Annotated in this window: 23 protein-coding genes; 11 read left to right on the top strand and 12 right to left on the bottom strand. The window is 64.2% G+C overall.

The features are described from left to right. The first annotated feature begins 4 nt into the window (after positions 1-4). Entirely contained in the window at positions 5-625 is a 621-nt protein-coding gene (locus ACI5KX_RS13150) for an ABC-type transport auxiliary lipoprotein family protein (RefSeq protein WP_406811113.1), read from the top strand. Here ACI5KX_RS13150 and ACI5KX_RS13145 read toward each other — a convergent pair. From ACI5KX_RS13145 to ACI5KX_RS13125, 5 genes are read right to left on the bottom strand one after another with little or no spacing between them, the layout of a single operon-like run. Continuing rightward, positions 622-1323, bottom strand: a complete 702-nt coding sequence (locus tag ACI5KX_RS13145) for an ATP12 family chaperone protein (RefSeq protein ID WP_406811112.1) — start codon at positions 1321-1323, stop codon at positions 622-624. The genes ACI5KX_RS13150 and ACI5KX_RS13145 overlap by 4 nt on opposite strands. Further along, positions 1320-1556: a hypothetical protein gene (locus tag ACI5KX_RS13140; RefSeq protein WP_406811111.1), complete on the bottom strand. Its 237-nt coding sequence runs from the start codon at positions 1554-1556 to the stop codon at positions 1320-1322. Before ACI5KX_RS13140 ends, ACI5KX_RS13145 begins: the two co-directional genes overlap by 4 nt. Beyond that, entirely contained in the window at positions 1553-2209 is a 657-nt protein-coding gene (locus tag ACI5KX_RS13135) for an HAD-IA family hydrolase (RefSeq protein WP_406811110.1), read from the bottom strand. The genes ACI5KX_RS13140 and ACI5KX_RS13135 overlap by 4 nt, the downstream gene beginning before the upstream one ends. After that, positions 2206-3360, bottom strand: a complete 1155-nt coding sequence (locus ACI5KX_RS13130; RefSeq protein ID WP_406811109.1) for an RluA family pseudouridine synthase — start codon at positions 3358-3360, stop codon at positions 2206-2208. The genes ACI5KX_RS13135 and ACI5KX_RS13130 overlap by 4 nt, the downstream gene beginning before the upstream one ends. Then, complete coding sequence (locus ACI5KX_RS13125) at positions 3357-3758, bottom strand: fluoride efflux transporter FluC (protein WP_406811108.1); 402 nt, start codon at positions 3756-3758, stop codon at positions 3357-3359. Before ACI5KX_RS13125 ends, ACI5KX_RS13130 begins: the two co-directional genes overlap by 4 nt. A 224-nt stretch (positions 3759-3982) precedes the next feature. Between ACI5KX_RS13125 and rpsU the strand changes: the two genes are divergently transcribed. The 7 genes from rpsU (at position 3983) to gatB (ending at position 9574) form a co-directional block, all read left to right on the top strand. Then, the gene (gene rpsU, locus ACI5KX_RS13120) at positions 3983-4189 is read left to right on the top strand and encodes a 30S ribosomal protein S21 (protein ID WP_006834591.1); all 207 of its coding nucleotides are present in this window, start codon (positions 3983-3985) and stop codon (positions 4187-4189) included. A 130-nt stretch (positions 4190-4319) separates the two neighbouring features. After that, complete coding sequence (locus tag ACI5KX_RS13115; protein WP_406811107.1) at positions 4320-4937, top strand: FKBP-type peptidyl-prolyl cis-trans isomerase; 618 nt, start codon at positions 4320-4322, stop codon at positions 4935-4937. Between the two features lie 16 nt (positions 4938-4953). Next, positions 4954-5256: an Asp-tRNA(Asn)/Glu-tRNA(Gln) amidotransferase subunit GatC gene (gene gatC, locus ACI5KX_RS13110; protein WP_406811106.1), complete on the top strand. Its 303-nt coding sequence runs from the start codon at positions 4954-4956 to the stop codon at positions 5254-5256. A 1-nt stretch (position 5257) separates the two neighbouring features. Next, positions 5258-6739: an Asp-tRNA(Asn)/Glu-tRNA(Gln) amidotransferase subunit GatA gene (gene gatA / locus ACI5KX_RS13105; RefSeq protein WP_406811105.1), complete on the top strand. Its 1482-nt coding sequence runs from the start codon at positions 5258-5260 to the stop codon at positions 6737-6739. Then, on the top strand, positions 6736-7887 hold the full coding sequence (locus ACI5KX_RS13100; protein ID WP_406811104.1) for an acyltransferase family protein: 1152 nt from the start codon (positions 6736-6738) through the stop codon (positions 7885-7887). The genes gatA and ACI5KX_RS13100 overlap by 4 nt, the downstream gene beginning before the upstream one ends. Beyond that, positions 7887-8081 (top strand): hypothetical protein, encoded by a 195-nt coding sequence (locus ACI5KX_RS13095; protein ID WP_406811103.1) that lies wholly within the window; start codon positions 7887-7889, stop codon positions 8079-8081. The genes ACI5KX_RS13100 and ACI5KX_RS13095 overlap by 1 nt, the downstream gene beginning before the upstream one ends. Further along, on the top strand, positions 8078-9574 hold the full coding sequence (gene gatB / locus ACI5KX_RS13090) for an Asp-tRNA(Asn)/Glu-tRNA(Gln) amidotransferase subunit GatB (RefSeq protein WP_406811102.1): 1497 nt from the start codon (positions 8078-8080) through the stop codon (positions 9572-9574). Before ACI5KX_RS13095 ends, gatB begins: the two co-directional genes overlap by 4 nt. A 15-nt stretch (positions 9575-9589) precedes the next feature. Here the strand turns inward: gatB and ACI5KX_RS13085 are convergent, their stop codons facing one another. Then, positions 9590-10171, bottom strand: a complete 582-nt coding sequence (locus ACI5KX_RS13085; protein ID WP_406811101.1) for a hypothetical protein — start codon at positions 10169-10171, stop codon at positions 9590-9592. Here ACI5KX_RS13085 and ACI5KX_RS13080 point away from each other — a divergent pair. Further along, positions 10146-10382, top strand: a complete 237-nt coding sequence (locus ACI5KX_RS13080; protein ID WP_406811100.1) for a hypothetical protein — start codon at positions 10146-10148, stop codon at positions 10380-10382. The genes ACI5KX_RS13085 and ACI5KX_RS13080 overlap by 26 nt on opposite strands. Before the next feature lie 13 nt (positions 10383-10395). Here the strand turns inward: ACI5KX_RS13080 and ACI5KX_RS13075 are convergent, their stop codons facing one another. The 4 genes from ACI5KX_RS13075 to ACI5KX_RS13060 form a co-directional block, all read right to left on the bottom strand. Further along, on the bottom strand, positions 10396-10827 hold the full coding sequence (locus tag ACI5KX_RS13075; RefSeq protein ID WP_406811099.1) for an META domain-containing protein: 432 nt from the start codon (positions 10825-10827) through the stop codon (positions 10396-10398). A 12-nt stretch (positions 10828-10839) separates the two neighbouring features. Beyond that, complete coding sequence (locus ACI5KX_RS13070) at positions 10840-11313, bottom strand: hypothetical protein (protein ID WP_406811098.1); 474 nt, start codon at positions 11311-11313, stop codon at positions 10840-10842. Positions 11314-11380: 67 nt separating this feature from the next. Beyond that, positions 11381-11989 (bottom strand): hypothetical protein, encoded by a 609-nt coding sequence (locus tag ACI5KX_RS13065; RefSeq protein ID WP_406811097.1) that lies wholly within the window; start codon positions 11987-11989, stop codon positions 11381-11383. Positions 11990-12008: 19 nt separating this feature from the next. After that, entirely contained in the window at positions 12009-13043 is a 1035-nt protein-coding gene (locus tag ACI5KX_RS13060) for a hypothetical protein (RefSeq protein WP_406811096.1), read from the bottom strand. Between the two features lie 189 nt (positions 13044-13232). Between ACI5KX_RS13060 and ACI5KX_RS13055 the strand changes: the two genes are divergently transcribed. Continuing rightward, entirely contained in the window at positions 13233-14279 is a 1047-nt protein-coding gene (locus ACI5KX_RS13055; RefSeq protein WP_406811095.1) for a helix-turn-helix transcriptional regulator, read from the top strand. A 144-nt stretch (positions 14280-14423) separates the two neighbouring features. Then, positions 14424-14642: a hypothetical protein gene (locus tag ACI5KX_RS13050; protein WP_406811094.1), complete on the top strand. Its 219-nt coding sequence runs from the start codon at positions 14424-14426 to the stop codon at positions 14640-14642. A gap of 107 nt (positions 14643-14749) precedes the next feature. Here ACI5KX_RS13050 and ACI5KX_RS13045 read toward each other — a convergent pair whose 3' ends face one another. Next, positions 14750-15055 (bottom strand): hypothetical protein, encoded by a 306-nt coding sequence (locus ACI5KX_RS13045; protein WP_406811093.1) that lies wholly within the window; start codon positions 15053-15055, stop codon positions 14750-14752. Between the two features lie 223 nt (positions 15056-15278). Next, entirely contained in the window at positions 15279-18131 is a 2853-nt protein-coding gene (locus tag ACI5KX_RS13040) for a M16 family metallopeptidase (protein WP_406811092.1), read from the bottom strand. Between the last annotated feature and the right edge of the window lie 71 nt (positions 18132-18202).

The raw sequence follows: 18202 nt of genomic DNA, 5'->3' as shown, positions 1-18202 counted from the left end.
GCGCATGACCAACCGTTTCATCCCACACTCGCTGCGCGCCGGACTGATCGGCGCGGTATCGCTCGCGCTCGCGGGATGCGTCAGCTTCGAAACCGAATTGCCAACCAGCCTTCTCACGCTCACGTCGACGGCCAGCGCGCCCGCGGGTTCGGGCGCTGTCGCAGGCGGCGAGGGCGAAGATGGCGCGATTGTGGTGCTCACGCCCGAAGTACCCGCGAAGCTCGACGTAGTGCGGGTCCCGGTCACCGTCTCGGATACCGAGCTCGCCTATCTCCAGGACGCGATCTGGGTCGAAAAGCCTGCACGGCTGTTCCGCACCCTGCTCGGCGAAACGCTGCGCACCCGCACCCCGGCGCTGGTGGTCGATACCGACGACACGCCAGCGGCAGCCGAGCAGAGCGTGCGCGGCAAGCTGCTCGAGATGGGCTACGACGCGCGGACATCCTCGGTTGTCGTCCGCTACGAAGCGATCGTGGTCGACGCCGATGGCCGTGCGGTCTCGCGCCGGTTCGAGGCGAGCGAAAGCGGCGTTTTAGCCGAAACCGCATCGGTCGGCCCTGCGCTCAATCGCGTGGCCAACACGGTTGCGGATGAATTCGCCGACTGGCTGGTCGAACAGAATTAATCGCGCGCCGCGCGCGCGAATTCCCACGCCATCAGGAAATCGCGCTGACGCTTCGCGCGGCGGTCTTCGGCTTCGGAATCGCGGCCCCAGAGATCGGCCTGCCATTCTTCTTCAAGGCTCGCTGCCTGCCATAGCGCCGCGGTGTCGGCCTCGCTCTCGCTATCGATGGCGGACAATCCGACAACCAGCGAAGCCGCGAGCGAGGTCATGGCCTCCAGCGGGGCGAGGGTGAACGGATCATGCCCGGCCAGCCGTTCGCGCAAGGTGCCGAGCGCGGTCTCGCTCTGCGATTTGTGGATGATCCCGCTCACACGGATCAGCTCGATACCCAAGCGGTTCTCGAATGCGCTCACCAACGGCTCCCACACCTCCTGCTGGCGCGCGAACAGCGGCTCGTCGGGATCGGCGCGGTAGAGCAGTGTGTCGGTGTCGCCATAGGTCACCACCTTGTCTGCCACCGCCGAAGGATCGGGTGCGACGATATCGATCGCATAGTCTGCCATGTCGCGAAACGGGAATTGCGCCGGGTCGAGCTCTTCGCCCTGCACGTCCCATTCGGAGGCCATCAACCGGGCAAGCGTTTCGGTGGGTGCCACTTGTTGCGATCCCTTGACCGTCCTGATCCCGCGCCCGTCGAGCGTGACCTGCCAGCCGCCGGCTTCCTGCCGCACGTCCACCGCATCGTAAAACCGCTTCACTGAGAGCCGTCTCCGCCCGATTTCCATTTCCGCGCGAGCAGGCGCGGGCCAAAGAAGAACCCCAACAGACCGCCGACCGCGAGCACGACGGCAATCGCGATCGGCGCGTCGATCACCTTGCGGGATATCGCTATTCCGACAAGCACCGCGGCGAGCGAGCCGATCCTGAGGCCGTTCATCAGCAAGTAGCGCTGCTGTGCGAGTGTTTCCTTTTCGTCGGGGAGTTTCGTCACAGCGCGCGCTCCAATGCGGCTCCGAGATCGGCCACCGCATCGACCACCTCGCGCGCGCCGGTGGCCTGCAATTCCGCGGGGGGATGATATCCCCACGCGACGCCCACGGCCTGGACGCGCGCTGCGCCCGCCATCTGCATGTCGAATGTGGTGTCGCCGATCATCACCGCTTCAGATGGCATCGCTCCCGCTTCGAACAAGGCCGCTTCGAGCATCGCGGGGTGCGGTTTCGACGGATGGCGATCTGCGGTCTGCAAGGAGACGAACAGGTCGGTGAGGCCATGCCCGTCGAGGCAGGCGTTGAGGCCGCGATCCGACTTGCCGGTTGCGACAGCCAGCTGCCAGCCGCCTGCGTGCAGCGCGTGGAGCAGTTCGGCGATCCCTTCATAGAGAGGCTCGTGGAGCAGCCCTTCCTCGCGGCGCGCGCGAAAGCTCGATTTGTAGAATTCGGTGACCGCGCTCGCCTGCCCTTCGTCGAGATCGGGGGCGAGGTGGCGCACCGCGACCGGCAGGCTCAAGCCCACCATGCGCCGCACCGCATTGCTGTCGGGGGGCGGCAGGCCGGCCCGCTCGAAGGCGCGCTCCATCGCCCAACACACATCTGCCTGCCCGTCGACCAGCGTGCCATCGCAATCGAACACCGCGAGTTTCACTTGCGCTTGCCCTTGGGCTTGCCCTTCGCCTTCTTCTTTGCGGTCGCTTTCGAGATCGTGCGCGAGCGGCGTTCGCCCCGGCGATCCTTGCGAAATTGCTTCGCGTGGCGGCGCGCGGCCTGTTTCTTCTCGGCAGGCGTGCGCTCGGGCGGCTCGTCGCGCAGCGGAGCTGCGTCGGACAGCGCGAGGTCGAATCCGAGCGCCTCCATGCTCGCAGCGAAGTGATCGGGGAGCTCGGCGGTGACATCGAGTTTCCCGCCCGCACCCTTCGTTTCCGGAGTGCCGATGATCAGGCGGCGGGCGTGGAGGTGCATCTTGCGGCTGATCGTACCGGTCAGGAACGCATCCTGCCCGCCATACTTGCCGTCGCCGACGATCGGGTGTCCGATTGCCGCCATGTGAACGCGCAGCTGGTGGGTGCGCCCGGTGAGCGGCTCAAGCTCGACCCACGCCGCCCTGGTCCCGGCGCGCTCGACCACGCGGTAGCGGGTCTTTGCTGTGGCGCCGTTTTCCTCGTCGACATGCATTTTCTCGCCGCCGGTGCCCGGCTGCTTGGCCAGCGGCGCGTCGATCGTGCCCTCGCGCACTTCGGGTACGCCGACGACCAGCGCCCAGTAGACCTTGCGAGCACTGCGGCCGGAAAAGCGCTTGGAATAGGAAGCGGCGCTGCCCGGAGTGCGGGCGACCAGCAACACGCCGGAGGTATCCTTGTCGAGCCGGTGCACGAGGCGCGGGCGGGGATCGTCCTCGCTGCGAACGAAGGCGTCGAGCAGCCCGTCGACATGTTTGGTGGTCTTGCTCCCGCCCTGCGTCGCGAGACCCGGAGGCTTGTTAAGCACGATGGCGGAAGGCGTTTCGCGGATCACCATCGCCTGTGCCTCGGCGATTTCGTCCTCGGTCAGCTCGCGGCGCTTCTTGGGCGCCTTGTGCTTTGCTTCGCCGCCCGGCGGCACGCGCAGCACTTGGCCCGCCTGCAAGCGGTCGTCGGGCTTGGCGCGCCCGCCATCGACGCGGATCTGCCCGGTGCGTGCCCATTTGGAAACGGTCGCGAACCCGATTTGCGGCAGGTTGCGCTTGAACCAGCGGTCGAGCCGGATGCCGTCGTCGTCGTCGGAAACGGTGAACTGACGAACCTTATCGGAGGGTTTCATGCCGCCCCCCGCATCACCAGGAGCCCGGCATAAAGCGCGCCAAGTCCGGCCAGCACCGAAACTCCAGCATAGGTAACCGCAAGCCCGGCGGACCCTCGCTGGATCAGCTGCAGCATTTCGAGGCTGAAGGCGCTGAACGTCGTGAACCCTCCGAGCAGACCGACGCCGAGGAACAGGCGCACGGTCTCATTCGTCCCGGTCTTTGCCAGCCAGCCGAAGAGCACGCCCATCGCAAGGCAGCCGAGCACGTTCGCGGCGAGCGTCGGCCAGGGGAAATGCATGGTCGGCCCGACCCAGTGCGTAACCGCGCGGCCCAGCTGGAAGCGGCCGAGCGCGCCCAATGCCCCGCCGAAAGCGACGGTGGCGGAAGCGGCGATAGGAGAAAGCGCGGCGGTCATCGCTTGCCCCCTTAGCGACCGGCGAGGCCCCTGCCTAGCGGCGAGCAACACTGATATCTTGCCAATTTCCGCCGGTTTGGGTATAAGCAGCCGCAATACAGCGCGTACCGTGCCTTTGAAAGGCGGGTTTCGCGCCGTTTTTAGCGTCAAATTTTCGCGTCTGTCCCGCGATTCGAACGAGCGGGCTGCAGCGCTTTTGAATTGGAAAGAGGTAGTAGTCGTTTATGCAAATCATGGTTCGCGATAACAATGTCGATCAGGCCCTCCGCGCTCTCAAGAAGAAGCTGCAGCGTGAAGGTGTGTATCGCGAGATGAAGCTGCGTCGCCACTACGAAAAGCCGAGCGAAAAGCGCGCCCGCGAAAAGGCTGCCGCCGTTCGCCGCGCCCGCAAGCTCGAGCGCAAGCGCATGGAGCGCGACGGCATCAAGTAATGCCGGTGTTCGGGCGTTTCCACGCTTGAACGCACACCTGCGATAAGCCATTAGGGCGCGGCGTTGATTCCGCGCCCTTTTGCTGTCCGAATTCCTTGTGGACAGGCGCTCACCCGATCAGGATATTTTCATGACCGAAGTTACCCGCGTTCCGATCCAGCCCGTCGCCAAGGGCTCGCTCACCAAATTGTGGCTGGGCGTGGTGGTCGCCGTGCTGCTTGGCGCAGGTCTCGCTTGGGCGGCGATGCCCAAGGGGCTGAGCATCGACACCATCACCGCCGGCGAAGGCCCGACGCTGAAGGAAGGCGATGTCGCCTGGATCAAGTACAAGGGCTCGCTCGCCGCGACCGGCGAAGTGTTCGACCAGACGCAGGAACTGCCGCCCGGCATCCGCGAGCGCGTCGCGGCGATCTTCCCCGAAGGCGCGCCGATGGAGATGGTCGACGGGGCGATGATCCCGGGCTTCTTCAACGGCCTCAAGCAGATGCAGAAGGGCGGCAAGTACGAACTCTACATCCCGGCCGAGGAAGCCTACGGCGCCGAACCGCCTCCCGGAGCGCCGATCCCGCCCAACGCCGATCTCGTGTTCGAGATCGAAGTGGTCGATATCATGAGCCAGGAAACCTACGAGCGGAACATGATGATCCTGCAGCAGATGCTGCAAAGCCAGGGTCCGGGCGGGCCCGGCGATGCGCCCCAAGGCGCTCCCCCGCCGCCCGACGCGCTTCCCATTCCCCCGGCCGAATAACCGAAGGCGAAAACCGATGTCGGTAGACAAGCAGACCGTCGCCAAGATCGCGAGCCTCGCACGCATCCGGATGACGGACGAAGAACTCGAACGCATGGTGCCCGAGCTGAACGGGATCCTCAATTGGGTCGAACAGCTGGGCGAAGTGGATGTCGAAGGGATCGAGCCGATGAGCGCGGTGATCCCCAACACGCTGCGGCTGCGCGACGACGTGGTCGATGCCGATCCGCTGACCGGGGGCGGCAAGCGCGACGACGTGCTCGCCAACGCTCCCGCCGCCGAGCACGGTTTCTTCGGCGTGCCCAAGGTGATCGAATAATATGACCGACCTGACTTCTCTTGGCGTCAAAGCCATCCGCGACGGTGTGCGCGAAGGTGAATTCACCGCGCGCGAGGTGGCGGAAGCCTTCAACGATGCGGTCGCGCAGGCGGCCGAGCTCAACGCCTTCATCGTCACCACCCCCGACCACGCGCTTGCTGCTGCCGAGGCGACCGATGCGGCGCGCGCCGAAGGCAAGGAGCTGGGCGCGATGGCAGGCGTGCCGATCGGCATGAAGGACCTGTTTGCGACCCACGGCGTGCAGACCACCGCCGCGAGCCACATCCTCGAAGGGTTCGAGCCGCGTTATGAAAGCACCGTGTCGCAGAACCTGTGGAACGCAGGCGCGGGCATGCTGGGCAAGCTCAATCTCGACCAGTTTGCCATGGGGTCTTCGAACGAGACCTCCTATTTCGGCAATGTTTCCTCGCCGTGGCGCAAGAAGGGCAGCAACCAGCCGATGAGCCCGGGCGGCTCCTCGGGCGGCTCGTCCAGCGCAGTCGCCGCGCGTATCGCGCCTGCCGCGACCGGCACCGACACCGGCGGATCGATCCGCCAGCCCGCCGCCTTCACCGGCATTTGCGGGATCAAGCCGACCTATGGCCGCTGCTCGCGCTGGGGCGTGGTGGCGTTTGCCTCTTCGCTCGACCAGGCGGGCCCGATGGCGCGCAGCGTCGAGGACTGCGCGATCATGCTCGGCGCGATGGCTGGCTTCGATCCCAAGGATGCGACTTCGCTGCAGATGGACGTGCCGGACTGGGAAGGCGCGCTGAACGCAGACCTCAAGGGAAAGAAGGTCGGCATCCCGAAGGAATACCGGATGGAGGGGACCGACCAGGCGATCCTCGACAGCTGGGAGCAAGGCAAGGCGTGGCTGAAGGATGCGGGCGCCGAGATCGTCGATGTCTCGCTACCGCACACCAAATACGCACTGCCCGCCTATTACATCATCGCGCCCGCCGAAGCCTCGTCGAACCTCGCCCGCTATGACGGCGTGCGGTATGGCCTGCGTGAACTGCCGGATGGGGCGGGGCTGCAGGACATGTATGCCGAGACCCGCGAGCAGGGCTTCGGCGACGAGGTGAAGCGCCGCATCCTTATCGGGACCTATGTGCTCTCGGCGGGCTTCTACGACGCCTATTACAACCAGGCGCAGAAGGTGAGGGCGCTGGTCGCGCGCGATTTCGAGCAGGCGTGGGCGCAGTGCGACCTGATCCTCGCTCCGACGACGCCCACGGCTTCGTTCCCGCTCGGCAGCCTCAACGACGATCCGCTGACGATGTATCTGAACGACGTCTTCGCGGTTCCGGCCTCGCTCGCAGGCCTGCCCGCGATGAGCGTCCCCGCAACGCTCAACGAAGACGGGTTGCCGCTCGGCCTCCAGCTGGTGGGTAAGGCGTTCGACGAGCAGACCGTGCTCGACGCCGGTCTCGCGATCCAGCAGCGCGCCGGGTTCGATCACGCGCCGGAGAAGTGGTGGTGACCATCGAGCGGCCGGCGGCCGATGCGGTGATGCGTTTCGATGTGCTCGATGCGCTGCGCGGCATCTGCGCACTGGTGGTTGCGCTCTACCACTTCCAGTCGAACGGCTACATCTCCAGCCTCGCGCTGGTGAAAAACGGCTGGCTGTTCGTCGATTATTTCTTCGTCCTGAGCGGCTTCGTGATCGCGCATTCCTACGGCACGCGGCTGGCGAACCGCGAGGTGTCGGTCGGGCGTTTCATGGGTCTGCGCATGGGCCGGATCTATCCGCTGCACATCGCCGTGCTGCTCGCTTTCATCGCGCTCGAAATGGTGCTGGTCCTCGGCGGAGAGACGATCGCGCAGTATGTTTCGCGCGAGGCCTTCACCGGCTCGCGTTCGCCCGAAGGGCTGTGGCAGAGCGTCTTTCTGCTCCAATCCTTCGGCCTCGGAGAGGCGCAAGGCTGGAACATCCCGGCGTGGAGCATCGCAGCGGAAATCTGGACCTACTTGTTGTTCGCAATCGTGTTCCTCGCGCCCAAGCGGGCGATGCTGGGTATCGCGGCGGTGCTCTCGCTCGGATGCCTTGCGTGGATGACGAGCTATTCGGACGACCTCCACATCACCTTCGACGGCGGCATCCTGCGCTGTATCTTCGGCTTCGGGATCGGCGTGCTGACCTATCACGCCTTCCGCCGGTTCGGCGGGATCGGTGGCACCGCGTGGGAACTGGCCGCGCTGCTGGCGACGGTCGCCTTCGTGTCCTTCACCACGCGCACGCTGACCTTCGCCGCGCCGTTCGTGTTCGCGGCGATGATCTTCGTGCTCGCGAGCCAGCGCGGCGCGGTGTCCAGAGCGCTGGGCGCAAAGCCGTTCCAGTTGCTCGGGCTGACGAGCTATTCGATCTACATGATCCACATGTTCGCACAGGGCCGCATCGGCGAGGTGCTGCAGGTGACCGGGATCGTCGATCTCAGCGTCGATAGCATGGGGCGCACGGTACTCCAGGGCACGCCGCTGGTGTCCGACGCGATCACGCTTGCGATGCTCGCGATCGTTGTCGCCGGGTCCTTCGTGACCTATTATCTGGTCGAGAAGCCGGGGCGTGACCTGTCGCGAAGGCTGCTGTCCCGGCCGACAGAAGCGCGCGTGGCGCAGGGAGCGGCCTGATGCTGTTTGCGACGATCTTCCTCGTGTGCTTCGTGGTCCTCGGCGGGGTGGTGATGTACCTTTCGCAGACGATCGACCACGGCGAAGCGCGCTTCGACGCGGACGGCAAGGTGATCAAGGATGAAGAACCGAAGCGTGACGGGCCGGTCGAGCCTGCGCGACGGATCGAGAAGGACGTGAGAGACGATACATGAGCAATTACCGCATCCAGGGCGCAACCGGCGAATGGGAGGTCGTGATCGGCCTCGAAGTGCACGCGCAGGTCACCTCCAACGCCAAGCTGTTTTCGGGCGCTTCGACCGCGTTCGGTGCCGAGCCTAACAGCCAAGTCAGCCTCGTCGATGCCGCGATGCCCGGCATGCTGCCCGTGCCCAACCGCGAGTGCATCCGGCAGGCGGTGCGCACCGGCATGGCGATCGAGGCCGAGATCAACACATGGTCGCGCTTCGACCGCAAGAACTATTTCTACGCCGATCTCCCGCAGGGATACCAGATCAGCCAGCTCTACCACCCCTTGGTGGGCGAGGGGCAGCTGCTGATCGAGGCGGACGAGAAAGCCGGAATCCCGGAAGACAAGGTGATCGGGATCGAGCGCATCCATGTCGAGCAGGATGCGGGCAAGCTGATGCACGACCAGCACCCGACCATGTCCTATGTCGATTTGAACCGCAGCGGCGTCGCGCTGATGGAAATCGTCTCGCGCCCCGACATGCGCTCGCCCGCCGAGGCCGGAGCCTATGTGCGCAAGCTTCGCTCGATCCTGCGCTACGTCGGATCGTGCGACGGCAACATGGAGGAAGGCTCGATGCGCGCCGACGTCAATGTCAGCGTGCGCAAGCCGGGCGAGGAATTCGGCACCAGGACCGAGACCAAGAACGTGAACTCGGTGCGCTTCGTGATGCAGGTGATCGAATTCGAGGCAAACCGCCAGGTCGACGTGATCGAGGGCGGCGGAACGGTCGAGCAGGAAACGCGCCTGTTCGATCCGGGCACCGGCACGACGCGCACGATGCGGTCGAAGGAAGACGCGCACGATTACCGCTATTTCCCCGATCCCGACCTGCTGCCGCTGGTGCTGGAGGATGACTTCCTCGAGGAATGCCGCGCGTCGCTGCCCGAACTGCCCGATGCCAAGCGCGCGCGGTACGAGAACGAGCTTGGTCTCACCCCCTACAACGCGCGCGAGCTGACCGCCGAGGTCGAGACCTTCGCGCGCTTCGAAACGCTGCTCGCCGCCACCGCCGCCAAGATCGGCAAGTCGGAAAAGGACGTCGCGACCCAGGTTGCCAACTGGGCGCTCTCGGTTGCGCCGGGTGTGATCAACGCAGTCGGCGACGAAGGCGATGCCTCGAACGCCACCGCCGAAGCGCAGGCCAGCATCCTAGCGATGCAGGACAAGGGCGAGATTTCGGGCGGTCAGGCCAAGGAGATCTTCGAGATCGTCCTCAAGGAAGGCGGCGACCCAGCGGCGATCGCGGACGAAAAGGGGCTCAAGCAGGTCTCCGACACCGGCGCGATCGAAGCCGCGATCGACGAAATCCTCGCGGGCAACTCGGACAAGGTCGAGGAATACCGCGGCGGCAAGGACAAGCTGTTCGGGTTCTTCGTCGGCCAGACGATGAAGGCGATGCAAGGCAAGGCGAATCCGGCGGTCGTCAACCAGATCCTGAAGGACAAGCTCGGCTGACAATCGTCATCCGGCTTACGGGATCAGCGTATCCACGGTCCTGGCGACCGGGGATTCCTTGCCCCAGCCGGACACCAGCCTGTCGGCGGCGCGCAGCGTTTCGATGAACTGCTTGTAGTCGGAATCCATGCACCCTGCGTTCCAGGCGATCTCGGTGGTTGTCGCGCCGCGAGTCAGGCGAATCGTCCCGTACGGCGCATCTGCCATGAAATCGGTGCAATCGGCGGCGTCGGGTGCGGGATCGGGGAGGCTGCGGACCAGCGCCGCGAGCTCGGCGTAGCGCGCCGGGTCGGCGTCGATGACGTGATAGGCCTTGGTCCAGACGCGCCGGTCTCCGGTGTCCTCTTTGCGCTCGACCTCGATCCAGACCCCGCCATATTCGGGGGTGTACTGCCACTGGGTGATCGTCTCGCCCCAGCTCTTCACAACGAAGGCGATTTGGTCCCACCTGGCAGCAGGCTGGGTGTCGGCAGCCTCGGGTTCTTCCCTAGCGGCTATGGTGCTGGACAGTGCAAACGCGATGGGGGACAATGCCAGCGCAAGAAATCGATTGGGGGAGGAATTGCGGGCCATGAAATGGGTCTTCTTCGTATTCATTGCACTCTATGCGGCGGCGCTTGCCCTGCTGGCGATCGGCACCTTCGGCTGGTTCGGGCAGGAGCAGGATCCGCTCTCGGGCATCTTCCTGATGCCGCTCGGCCTGCCATGGAACCTGATCGGCGACCGGATCGGCCTGACCGGGCCGTGGTTTGCGATCCTCGCCCCCGCGATCAACGCCGCCATCCTGTTCTGGCTCTGGCGGCGCTGAACGGCGCAGGCACTCAGTCGCGCGCGAAGATGTAATCCGCACTTTCGGCGCGGATCACCAGTTCGCTGCGATCGTCGAGCAGGGTGAAACTTGTCGCCCCCGGCAATTCCGCTGCCAGTTCCTCGCCGAATGTCGGACGCGGGCACAGCGCGCGGGTCGAGGCGACGGGTCCGATCGAGATCGAACCGGTTTCGCCGCGCGGCTGCGAGGCCGACCAGTCGGCGTTGCCGCGATTGCAATCGAGCTGCATCGCGAGCCGCCCACCACCTTCGAAGGTCAGAGTGTGACGCGATGACAATTCGGTCGTGAGGCTGGTCGAGGTCCCCGAGGTCTCGACATTCACGAGCCGCCAGCTGGTCCCGTCGAGCGGATGCGGCGCTCCGAATCCCTGGCAGGCGGCGAGCGAGAGCGAGGCTGCGGCCAGCAATGCGGTGTGCTTCAGCATGGGTTTCTGTCCTTATCCGCCGGTGATCATGGCATCGACGATAACATAGGTCTCCGGCCCGTAATTGATCGTGATCCGGTCGCCGTCGCGCGAGGATGTGAGATCCCATCCCGCAGAGCCGTCAGCCTCGGCGCTGTCCGCGCCATAGGGCTCGGTGCCGTTGAAGAAGATCGCGCGCTTGAAGCCGTCGGGCTTCTGCACTTCGACGAGCGTCGTGCCGTCTTCGCCCCAGTTGCGGATCACCCCGGCATCACAGGTCTCGGTCGGTGCAGCGCCGCCAAAGCCGCAATTGACCGGGGCTGTGGCGTTGTATTCGGTGCCGGGAACCTTGGCGTCTTCGACTTCCACCGGTTCGGCGTCGGTGCTGTCGGGCGCGGTCTCGGTGGCGGCATCACCGGCAGCATCGTCGCTGGTGGCTGTGTCGCCGGAGGCGCCGCATGCGGCGAGGCTGGCACTCGCAAGGCCGGCAAAAATCCATTTCTTCATCGATTCGATCCCTCGGTTTGTGAACCGGGCAGGCATAGTCCGCCCACCCGGCTCCTTTTGCATAGACTCAGAGCGCGCCTTCGTCTCCGGTGAACATTACTTCGCCGATCGTGCCATCGCGATAGGCGAGGCAGCGCCACGGGGCGGTGGCTCCATCGACATTCACATAGATGCCGATGGCGGCTTCGGATTCCTCGATCCGGTTGGTGCCGATGACGCGCGCTCCGGTTTCTTTCGCAACGCGGTCGGCGCAGCGGGATTCGAGGCTGTTGGGTCCGCGGATTGCGACTTCCGTCGGGGCGGCGGGCGCGGCTTCGACCGGTCCGTTCTCGCCCATACCGGCATTGGCATCGCCCATCGGGACCGATACCAGCCGAACGCCCTCGACATTGCCGACGATCTCTCCACCCAGCGCTTCGGCCGAAGCTTCGCTCGGGCAGCCGACCAGCGCCGCGCTGTCGTCGAGATAGTTCGAGGTCGCTTCGGATTCGCCGAGCCTGCGGCACGGATCGCCCGCTGCGGGATAGCCGTCGCCGAACGGTGCGAGGCTCTCCGGGATTTCGGCCAGCGTTTCCTCGACCGGCTCGTCGGTCGCGGTGTCACCCTCTGCTGCTCCGCCACCGCAGGCGGAGAGGGCCAGGGCTGCTGCCCCGGCCATCAGTACATGGATTTTCATGTCAGGCTCTCCCTTTCGATCAGCGGCAACGCGGGTGGCTGCCGATATCCATCGCGGAATCGACCCGGCCATTGACGACAATCATCTGGACGCATTGGCGGGTCGATCGGTTATACCAGACCGAACCGGATCCATTGCGGCCCGAACGGAAGCTGTCCACCGGGCGGAATCCCTGGTTCTCCATATACGTTCCGGCGCCATCGCCTGCCGCTCCGACGAGGCGACCGATCCATGCGTCATCGCGCGAGCTGCTGGAGGAATTCGTGTTGCATTTCGGGTGTGTACGGATGTCGCGGATGTCGTAGAAACGCCCATCGGCGATCGTAACCTGAAGACACTGGCGTGTGCTTGGATGATACTGGATCGAGTAGCGGGTGTTGCCGCTGGTGAAATTGTCGACCTGGCGGAAACCGCGCTGTTCGAGTTCGCTCATCCCTCCGCTAGCGCGGGCATTCCTGAGATCGTTGAATTGTACCGTCTGGACATAGCCCCCGCGACCCTTGTGATGGCGCAAATTGGCTTGGCGTTCATCGGTGCCCTTTTCGTAGCCATGCGAATAGGCATCGGAACGCGAGTAGTTGTGATACGGTGCGTTGTGCAGCCCATCGGTATATCCGCGATCGAACTCGGCGGTTTGATCGCGGTCGTAGTCTCGACCTTCCTTGTGGTGTGACTTGCCGCCCGAGAGCAGCGCGCCGAGCAGCGCGGTCGCGGCGATCGCGCCGACGGCAACCGCGGCATCGCCCTTGTGCTGGCCGCAATCCTGGTCGGATGCGTCCTTGATGCTCTCGACCCGGTTGCTGCGCTCATAGACTTCGACGAGCACGCATTTGTCGTCGGCCTTGTCCCACCAGTAGCTGTAGACATACCCTTGGGTGTTGCGGTGGCTGGAGATGCTCTTGAACCCGCGATCGATCAGCGCGCGTTCGGCGCCGTAGACATCCATCCCGTTGATGTCCTGCAGCTGGCGCGCTTTCTCGGCCAGCACAGGGGTGGCGGCAAGCGCAGCCACTGCGGCGGCGGCCGTAAGTTTCGTCGAAATTCCGGATCCCATGACAATTCCTCCTCATTTTCCCAGGGGCGAGGTCCAACGTATCGAAGGGTCGTGTGACTGAATATCGACCGTTCGCGCCATGCCATTGACATTTTACGCCATTCAATTTTGAACTGGCGAAATGAGCGGATTCGTCTCTTGGCACCTGAATCGATTGATCTTCTCCTGCCTGTCGGGAGCCGAACCAGCATGATGTATCGCGAGGCCGTAGAAAAGCTGGAGCGAGATTATCCAGAATTGGCTTCAACCCAAGTGCCTGCGGGCATTACGCGCTACTGGCTATCCGCCCTTCCGGTGGACCGCGGTTGGAAGAGGGTGACCGGCATCCTGCCTGTGCAGCGACTTTCGCGCGAAATCCGCCTCGCCGACGATCTGCACATCATAGGTGAGCTCTTGTCGGCAAACGATCTGGAGGATCTGCTCGCTCTGATGCTTGAATTGCCGCGCTTTCCCCGGGAAGCGGCGGTCATCGCGGCGCCGGATCTTGAAGCGGCGCTCATCTACCTCGAACGATCCTTGAGCATCGAGAACCCGCATTATTCGCTCCACTTCGAACGGAAGCCGGACGGTGGCGCGATACGATTGACCTTTCACGAGGCGCTGGGTGTTTTTGCTCCTTTTCTCGAAATCGGATTGCACGTCTATCTGTACCGGTTCATCGCCGCTTTCGTCGAACCGGCTCTGGATCGCAGGGCAGCGCTTTCACGCCTCCGCGTGAGTCTCGGGCATGCCGAAGACCGACATGCCGCCGCAGTCAGCAATCTGTTGGGCTGCGAAGTCGAGCAGGGCAGGGGCCAATCGGTCATGCTTGTTCCCGACGAAATATTTGCGGCCTCGAACCTCGAGCACGATCCGGACGTTTGGGCGCAAATGGAAAGAGCGTTGGAAAAGGCCCGTCGCAGGCAGCCCGTTTTTCAAGATGATTTGACTCGCCAAACCCTGCTTGATCGTATTGGCCAGATTCTCGAAGATGAAGGCAGCGTTCCGCAGTTGCCACGCATTGCGGCCGAATTCGGATTTTCGGAGCGCACATTCTCGCGAAGACTGACTGAGCAGGGACTGGCAATGAAGCAACTGGTTGCCAGCGCGAGGATGAAATCGGCTGCGCGGCACCTGAGAATGAGAGGAAGCTCGGTCGGATCGGTCGGGAGAAAACTCGGATACGCAGACACATCGAGCTTCGTCCGCGCGTTCAGGAAGTGGTACGGCGTATCCCCGGGTCAATGGCAAGGATAGCCGGTTCTGAGATTCCGGCCGTTCTTCTTCGTGCCGGACCAATCCTTTCCTCCAAATTCGCTGGAAATGTCTCTGGGATACAACTGAAATAATCCCGAGCGCAGTAACTCTGCGCTCGGGATGGTTTGACGGGGTTCTCTCTAAATGACGAAAGGGGTTGCAGCTCTGGTGGGCGCGCCCCTGCTTGCGCTCGCCTACAGCCGCGACGAGGTGATCGACGTGCAGGCCGAACTTGCCCGTAAGCAGGCCGAGGAAGAGCGGCTCGCGCGGGAAGCTGCGGTCGAAGCCGAGGCGAAAGCGAGGGCCGAAGCCGAAGCTGCTGCGATCGCCGCTGCCGAAGGTGAGGCAGAGGGCGCAGCCTGAGAAGCGGGAAGCGCTTCCGAAGACTGATCCTTGCTTGATCCGAACAGAAAGGGCCGCCGGAGCGACGTGCTCCGGCGGCCCTTGTTTATTCGCGTGAAGCGGCTGCCTTAGGAGGCCTTCGTGCCCGTCAGCGGCATCGCGCCGAACGCGCCGGCGTTGACGTTGCCTGCGATCGTGTCGCCTTCGACAGTGGCTTCGCATTCGAGCGTCATCGGCATCGGCACCGTCATGTTCATCTTCCAGGTGAGGGTGTTGCCGTCGATCTTGCCGTCTTCGACGTCCATCGAGCCCATGCCGCCGGCCATGTTGCCGGAGAAGGTGCCATCGCCATTGTCGACCACGGTGAAAGTGCCGCTCTGGTCGCCCATCGGGCTTTTGACGGTGGTGTTGTAGGTGCCGGAAACGTCAGACATTGGTGTTCTCCTGTAATCAGCTGTGTTCCTGGGGCCGGCGCCAGGCGCGACCCGCGGGGTGGTTCGAGCGTAACCGGCCCTGCCGGCCGCAAAACTCTAATGCGTTGTTTACACGTGTGTCAGTGGCGTTCAACCCGATTCCCGTTGCGGCAAGCCCCGAAAAACAAAGGGCGGAAGCCGCATTTCGCGTGCTCCCGCCCCTCGTACTCCCGGTGCCGTAGCGTCAGTCTTCGGAGGGCATCTCGCGCACTTCGAGCGGCAGGCCGAGCGCTTCGAGCTGCGGCTGCACCTTGCTGGCATCTCCGACCACGACCCACACGAAGCGTTCCAGGTCGAGCGCTTCGCGCGCGGCGGCGTCGAGGCTGTCGGCGGTCTGCGCCTGGTACTTCTCGACCAGCGTCTCGTAATAGTCGTCCGGACGGCCATAGAGTGCGTTCGACTGGAGAGCGCTAAGGACGGCCGGCGAAGTTTCGAACCGGCCCGGCAGTTCGCCGATTTCCGAGGCGACGTTGCGTTCGAGCTCCTCGGCAGTGACGCCGCTGGTAGTCAGGAACTCGCTCACCTCGCGCCGCATCTCGGCGACGGAATCGCCGGTCCTGTCGGCCTGCACGCCGCCCGAAATCGCATAGACCACCGCGTTCTCGAAGCTCTGGGGCCCGCCACGCACACCGTAGCTCCAGCCCTTGGTCTCGCGCAGGTTCATGTTGAGCCGCGCGAGGAAGTTGCCGCCGAGCGAATTGTTGGCGTTGGTGAAGTCGATGAAGTTCTCATCGCTGGCATCGAGCGGGGTCAACTGCGCGCCGAGGATGAAGCTCTGCGGGCTGTTGGGCCGGTTGACGAGGATGATGCGGTTGCCCGGCGTCGCCTGACCGGCGGCGTCGAAGCTCTTTTCGCCCTTATCCATCGCCGGAGCCTCCCAGTCGCCGAAGACGGCGTTGAGCGAGGTCACGATTTCCTCGATCGGCTTGTCGGAGATCACGAAAACCTCGCCATTGTCCGGGCGGATCCAGGTGTCCTTGAAGCTGACGAGATCGTCGCGGGAGATCGAACCGACAGACTGCACCGTCGCACTGCCGCCATAGGGGTAGTCGCCGCCGAACACTTCCGGGCCGATCGCGCGGAAGGCGATGCCCTGCGGCGATTTCATCTGCTGCTTGATCCCGGTGATCGTCTGGGTGCGCACGCGTTCGAGGTCGCTTTCGTTGAAAGCCGGCTCGCGCACGATGTCGCTCAGCAGTTCGAGCGAGGGTGTGAGGTTGGACGACAGCGCCGACAGGGTGAAGGTCGAACGGTCCGAGCCTCCGCCTGTGCTGATGGTCAGGCCCAGCCGCTCGCGCTCTTCGGCGATTTCCTGGCTGGTCATGTCCGCCGTGCCTTCGTCGAACAGGCTCATGGTCAGGTCTTCGAGACCGCGCATGTCGGCCGGATCGGCGGCGCTGCCCGCATTGAAGGACATCGTGACATAGGTTGCCGGCACGGCGTCGCGCTGGGCGTAGGTCAGCTGCATGCCGTTGGCGAGCGTCGCGCGTTCGACATCGGGGAAGTCGAGCGTCGCGATCGTGTCGATCGGCGGAGCGGGCCGTTCGACCGAGACGGTAATCTGCTCGGCTTCGCGGTCGCGTTCCGAGGCGTTTTCGTCTTCGGCTTCGACCGAGGCGGCTTCTTCGTATTCGGCGTCGCGCTCGCCGGGCTCGAGGACAAGAGTGAAACTCGGCTTCGTCATCCAGCGCTGCATCGCGTTCCTGACGTCGTCGGGCGTAAGCGTGGCGAGCACGTCGAACTGTTTCTTGTAGAAGCCCGGATCGCCCGCGAGCACTTCGCCGCGTGCGAGGGTCACCGCCTTGCCGCCGAAGCCGCCGACCTGTTCGAGCCCGCGGATCGTGCCCGCAAGGTCGCTGGTGGCCGCACGGCGGACCTCGTCCTCGGTCGGGCCGGTGGCGATGAATTCCGCCACCAGTTCATCGAGGCGCGCTTCTAGCGTTGCCAGCTCGACGCCCGGTTTCAACGTGGCGCTGACGCCCATAATGCCGACGCGCTGGAAATCCGCATTGAATGCGCCCACTCCAACGGCGAGTTGTTCGTCACGCACGAGAATTTCGTCGAGGCGGCTCGAAGCCAGACCGCCAAGGATGCTGGTGCCTACGTTGAGTGCAGTCAGCTCTTCGCTGGTGATGCCAGGGGCCGGCCAGTATTTCGTGATGGTAGTCGCAGCGACCTGGTCCTTCATCACCGAACGCTTGTCTTCGGTAAGCGTCGGAATCGGAGCCGCTGCCGGATCGTTGACCGGACCCCGCGCGATCGGGCCGAACCATTTCTCCATAAGCGGACGGGCTTCTGCAGCGGAAATGTCGCCAGCGAGCACTACGGTTGCGTTGTTGGGGCCGTACTTGTCGCGGAACCACGCCTGCACATCTTCCATCGAAGCGCTGTCCAGATCGGCCATCGAGCCGATCACCGAGTGGCCATAGGGGTGGCCTTCGGGAAACATGTTTTCGAGGATCTCGTAGAACACGAGGCCGCCCGGCTGGTTGTCGCCTTGACGCTTCTCGTTCTGGACGACGCCGCGCTGGTTATCGAGCTTCTCCTGCGTCACCGCTCCCAGCAGGTAGCCCATGCGGTCGCTTTCGAGCCACAGCGCGCGCTCGAGCGCGGGGCGCGGCACCGTCTGGAAGTAGTTGGTGCGGTCGAAATTGGTGGTGCCGTTGTAATCGGTCGCCCCCATTTCCTGCAGGTACTGGAAGTAGTCCGCCGGAGCGTTTTCCGAACCATTGAACATCAGGTGCTCGAAAAGGTGGGCGAAACCGGTCTTGCCTTCGGGCTCGTCCTTGGAGCCGACATTGTACCACACGGCGACGCCGACCACGGGTGCCTTGCGGTCCTCGTGGACGATCACGGTCAGGCCGTTTTCGAGCTGGAATTCCTCGTAGGGGATCGCGACCTGATCGACGAGTTCGGTCAAATCTCCGGCTTGCGCCGTCTCTTCGGCGGCATGGCCATCGGCATAGGCGGGAGCGAGCGGAGCGACTGTCGCCAGCGCGATGGCGGCGAGGCTGGTGGAAGCTAGGCGTAGTGACATGAAGATACTCTCTCTCAAAGTGATCCAGTTGCGGCGCGCACCCTGATGCGAGTCGCGGCGCATTACAAGAT

The organism is Erythrobacter sp. GH1-10, from assembly GCF_045363165.1.
Taxonomy (GTDB): Bacteria; Pseudomonadota; Alphaproteobacteria; order Sphingomonadales; family Sphingomonadaceae; genus Erythrobacter.
Note: the sequence above shows the minus strand (reverse complement) of the source record. Positions and strands in the feature narration are given on the sequence as shown.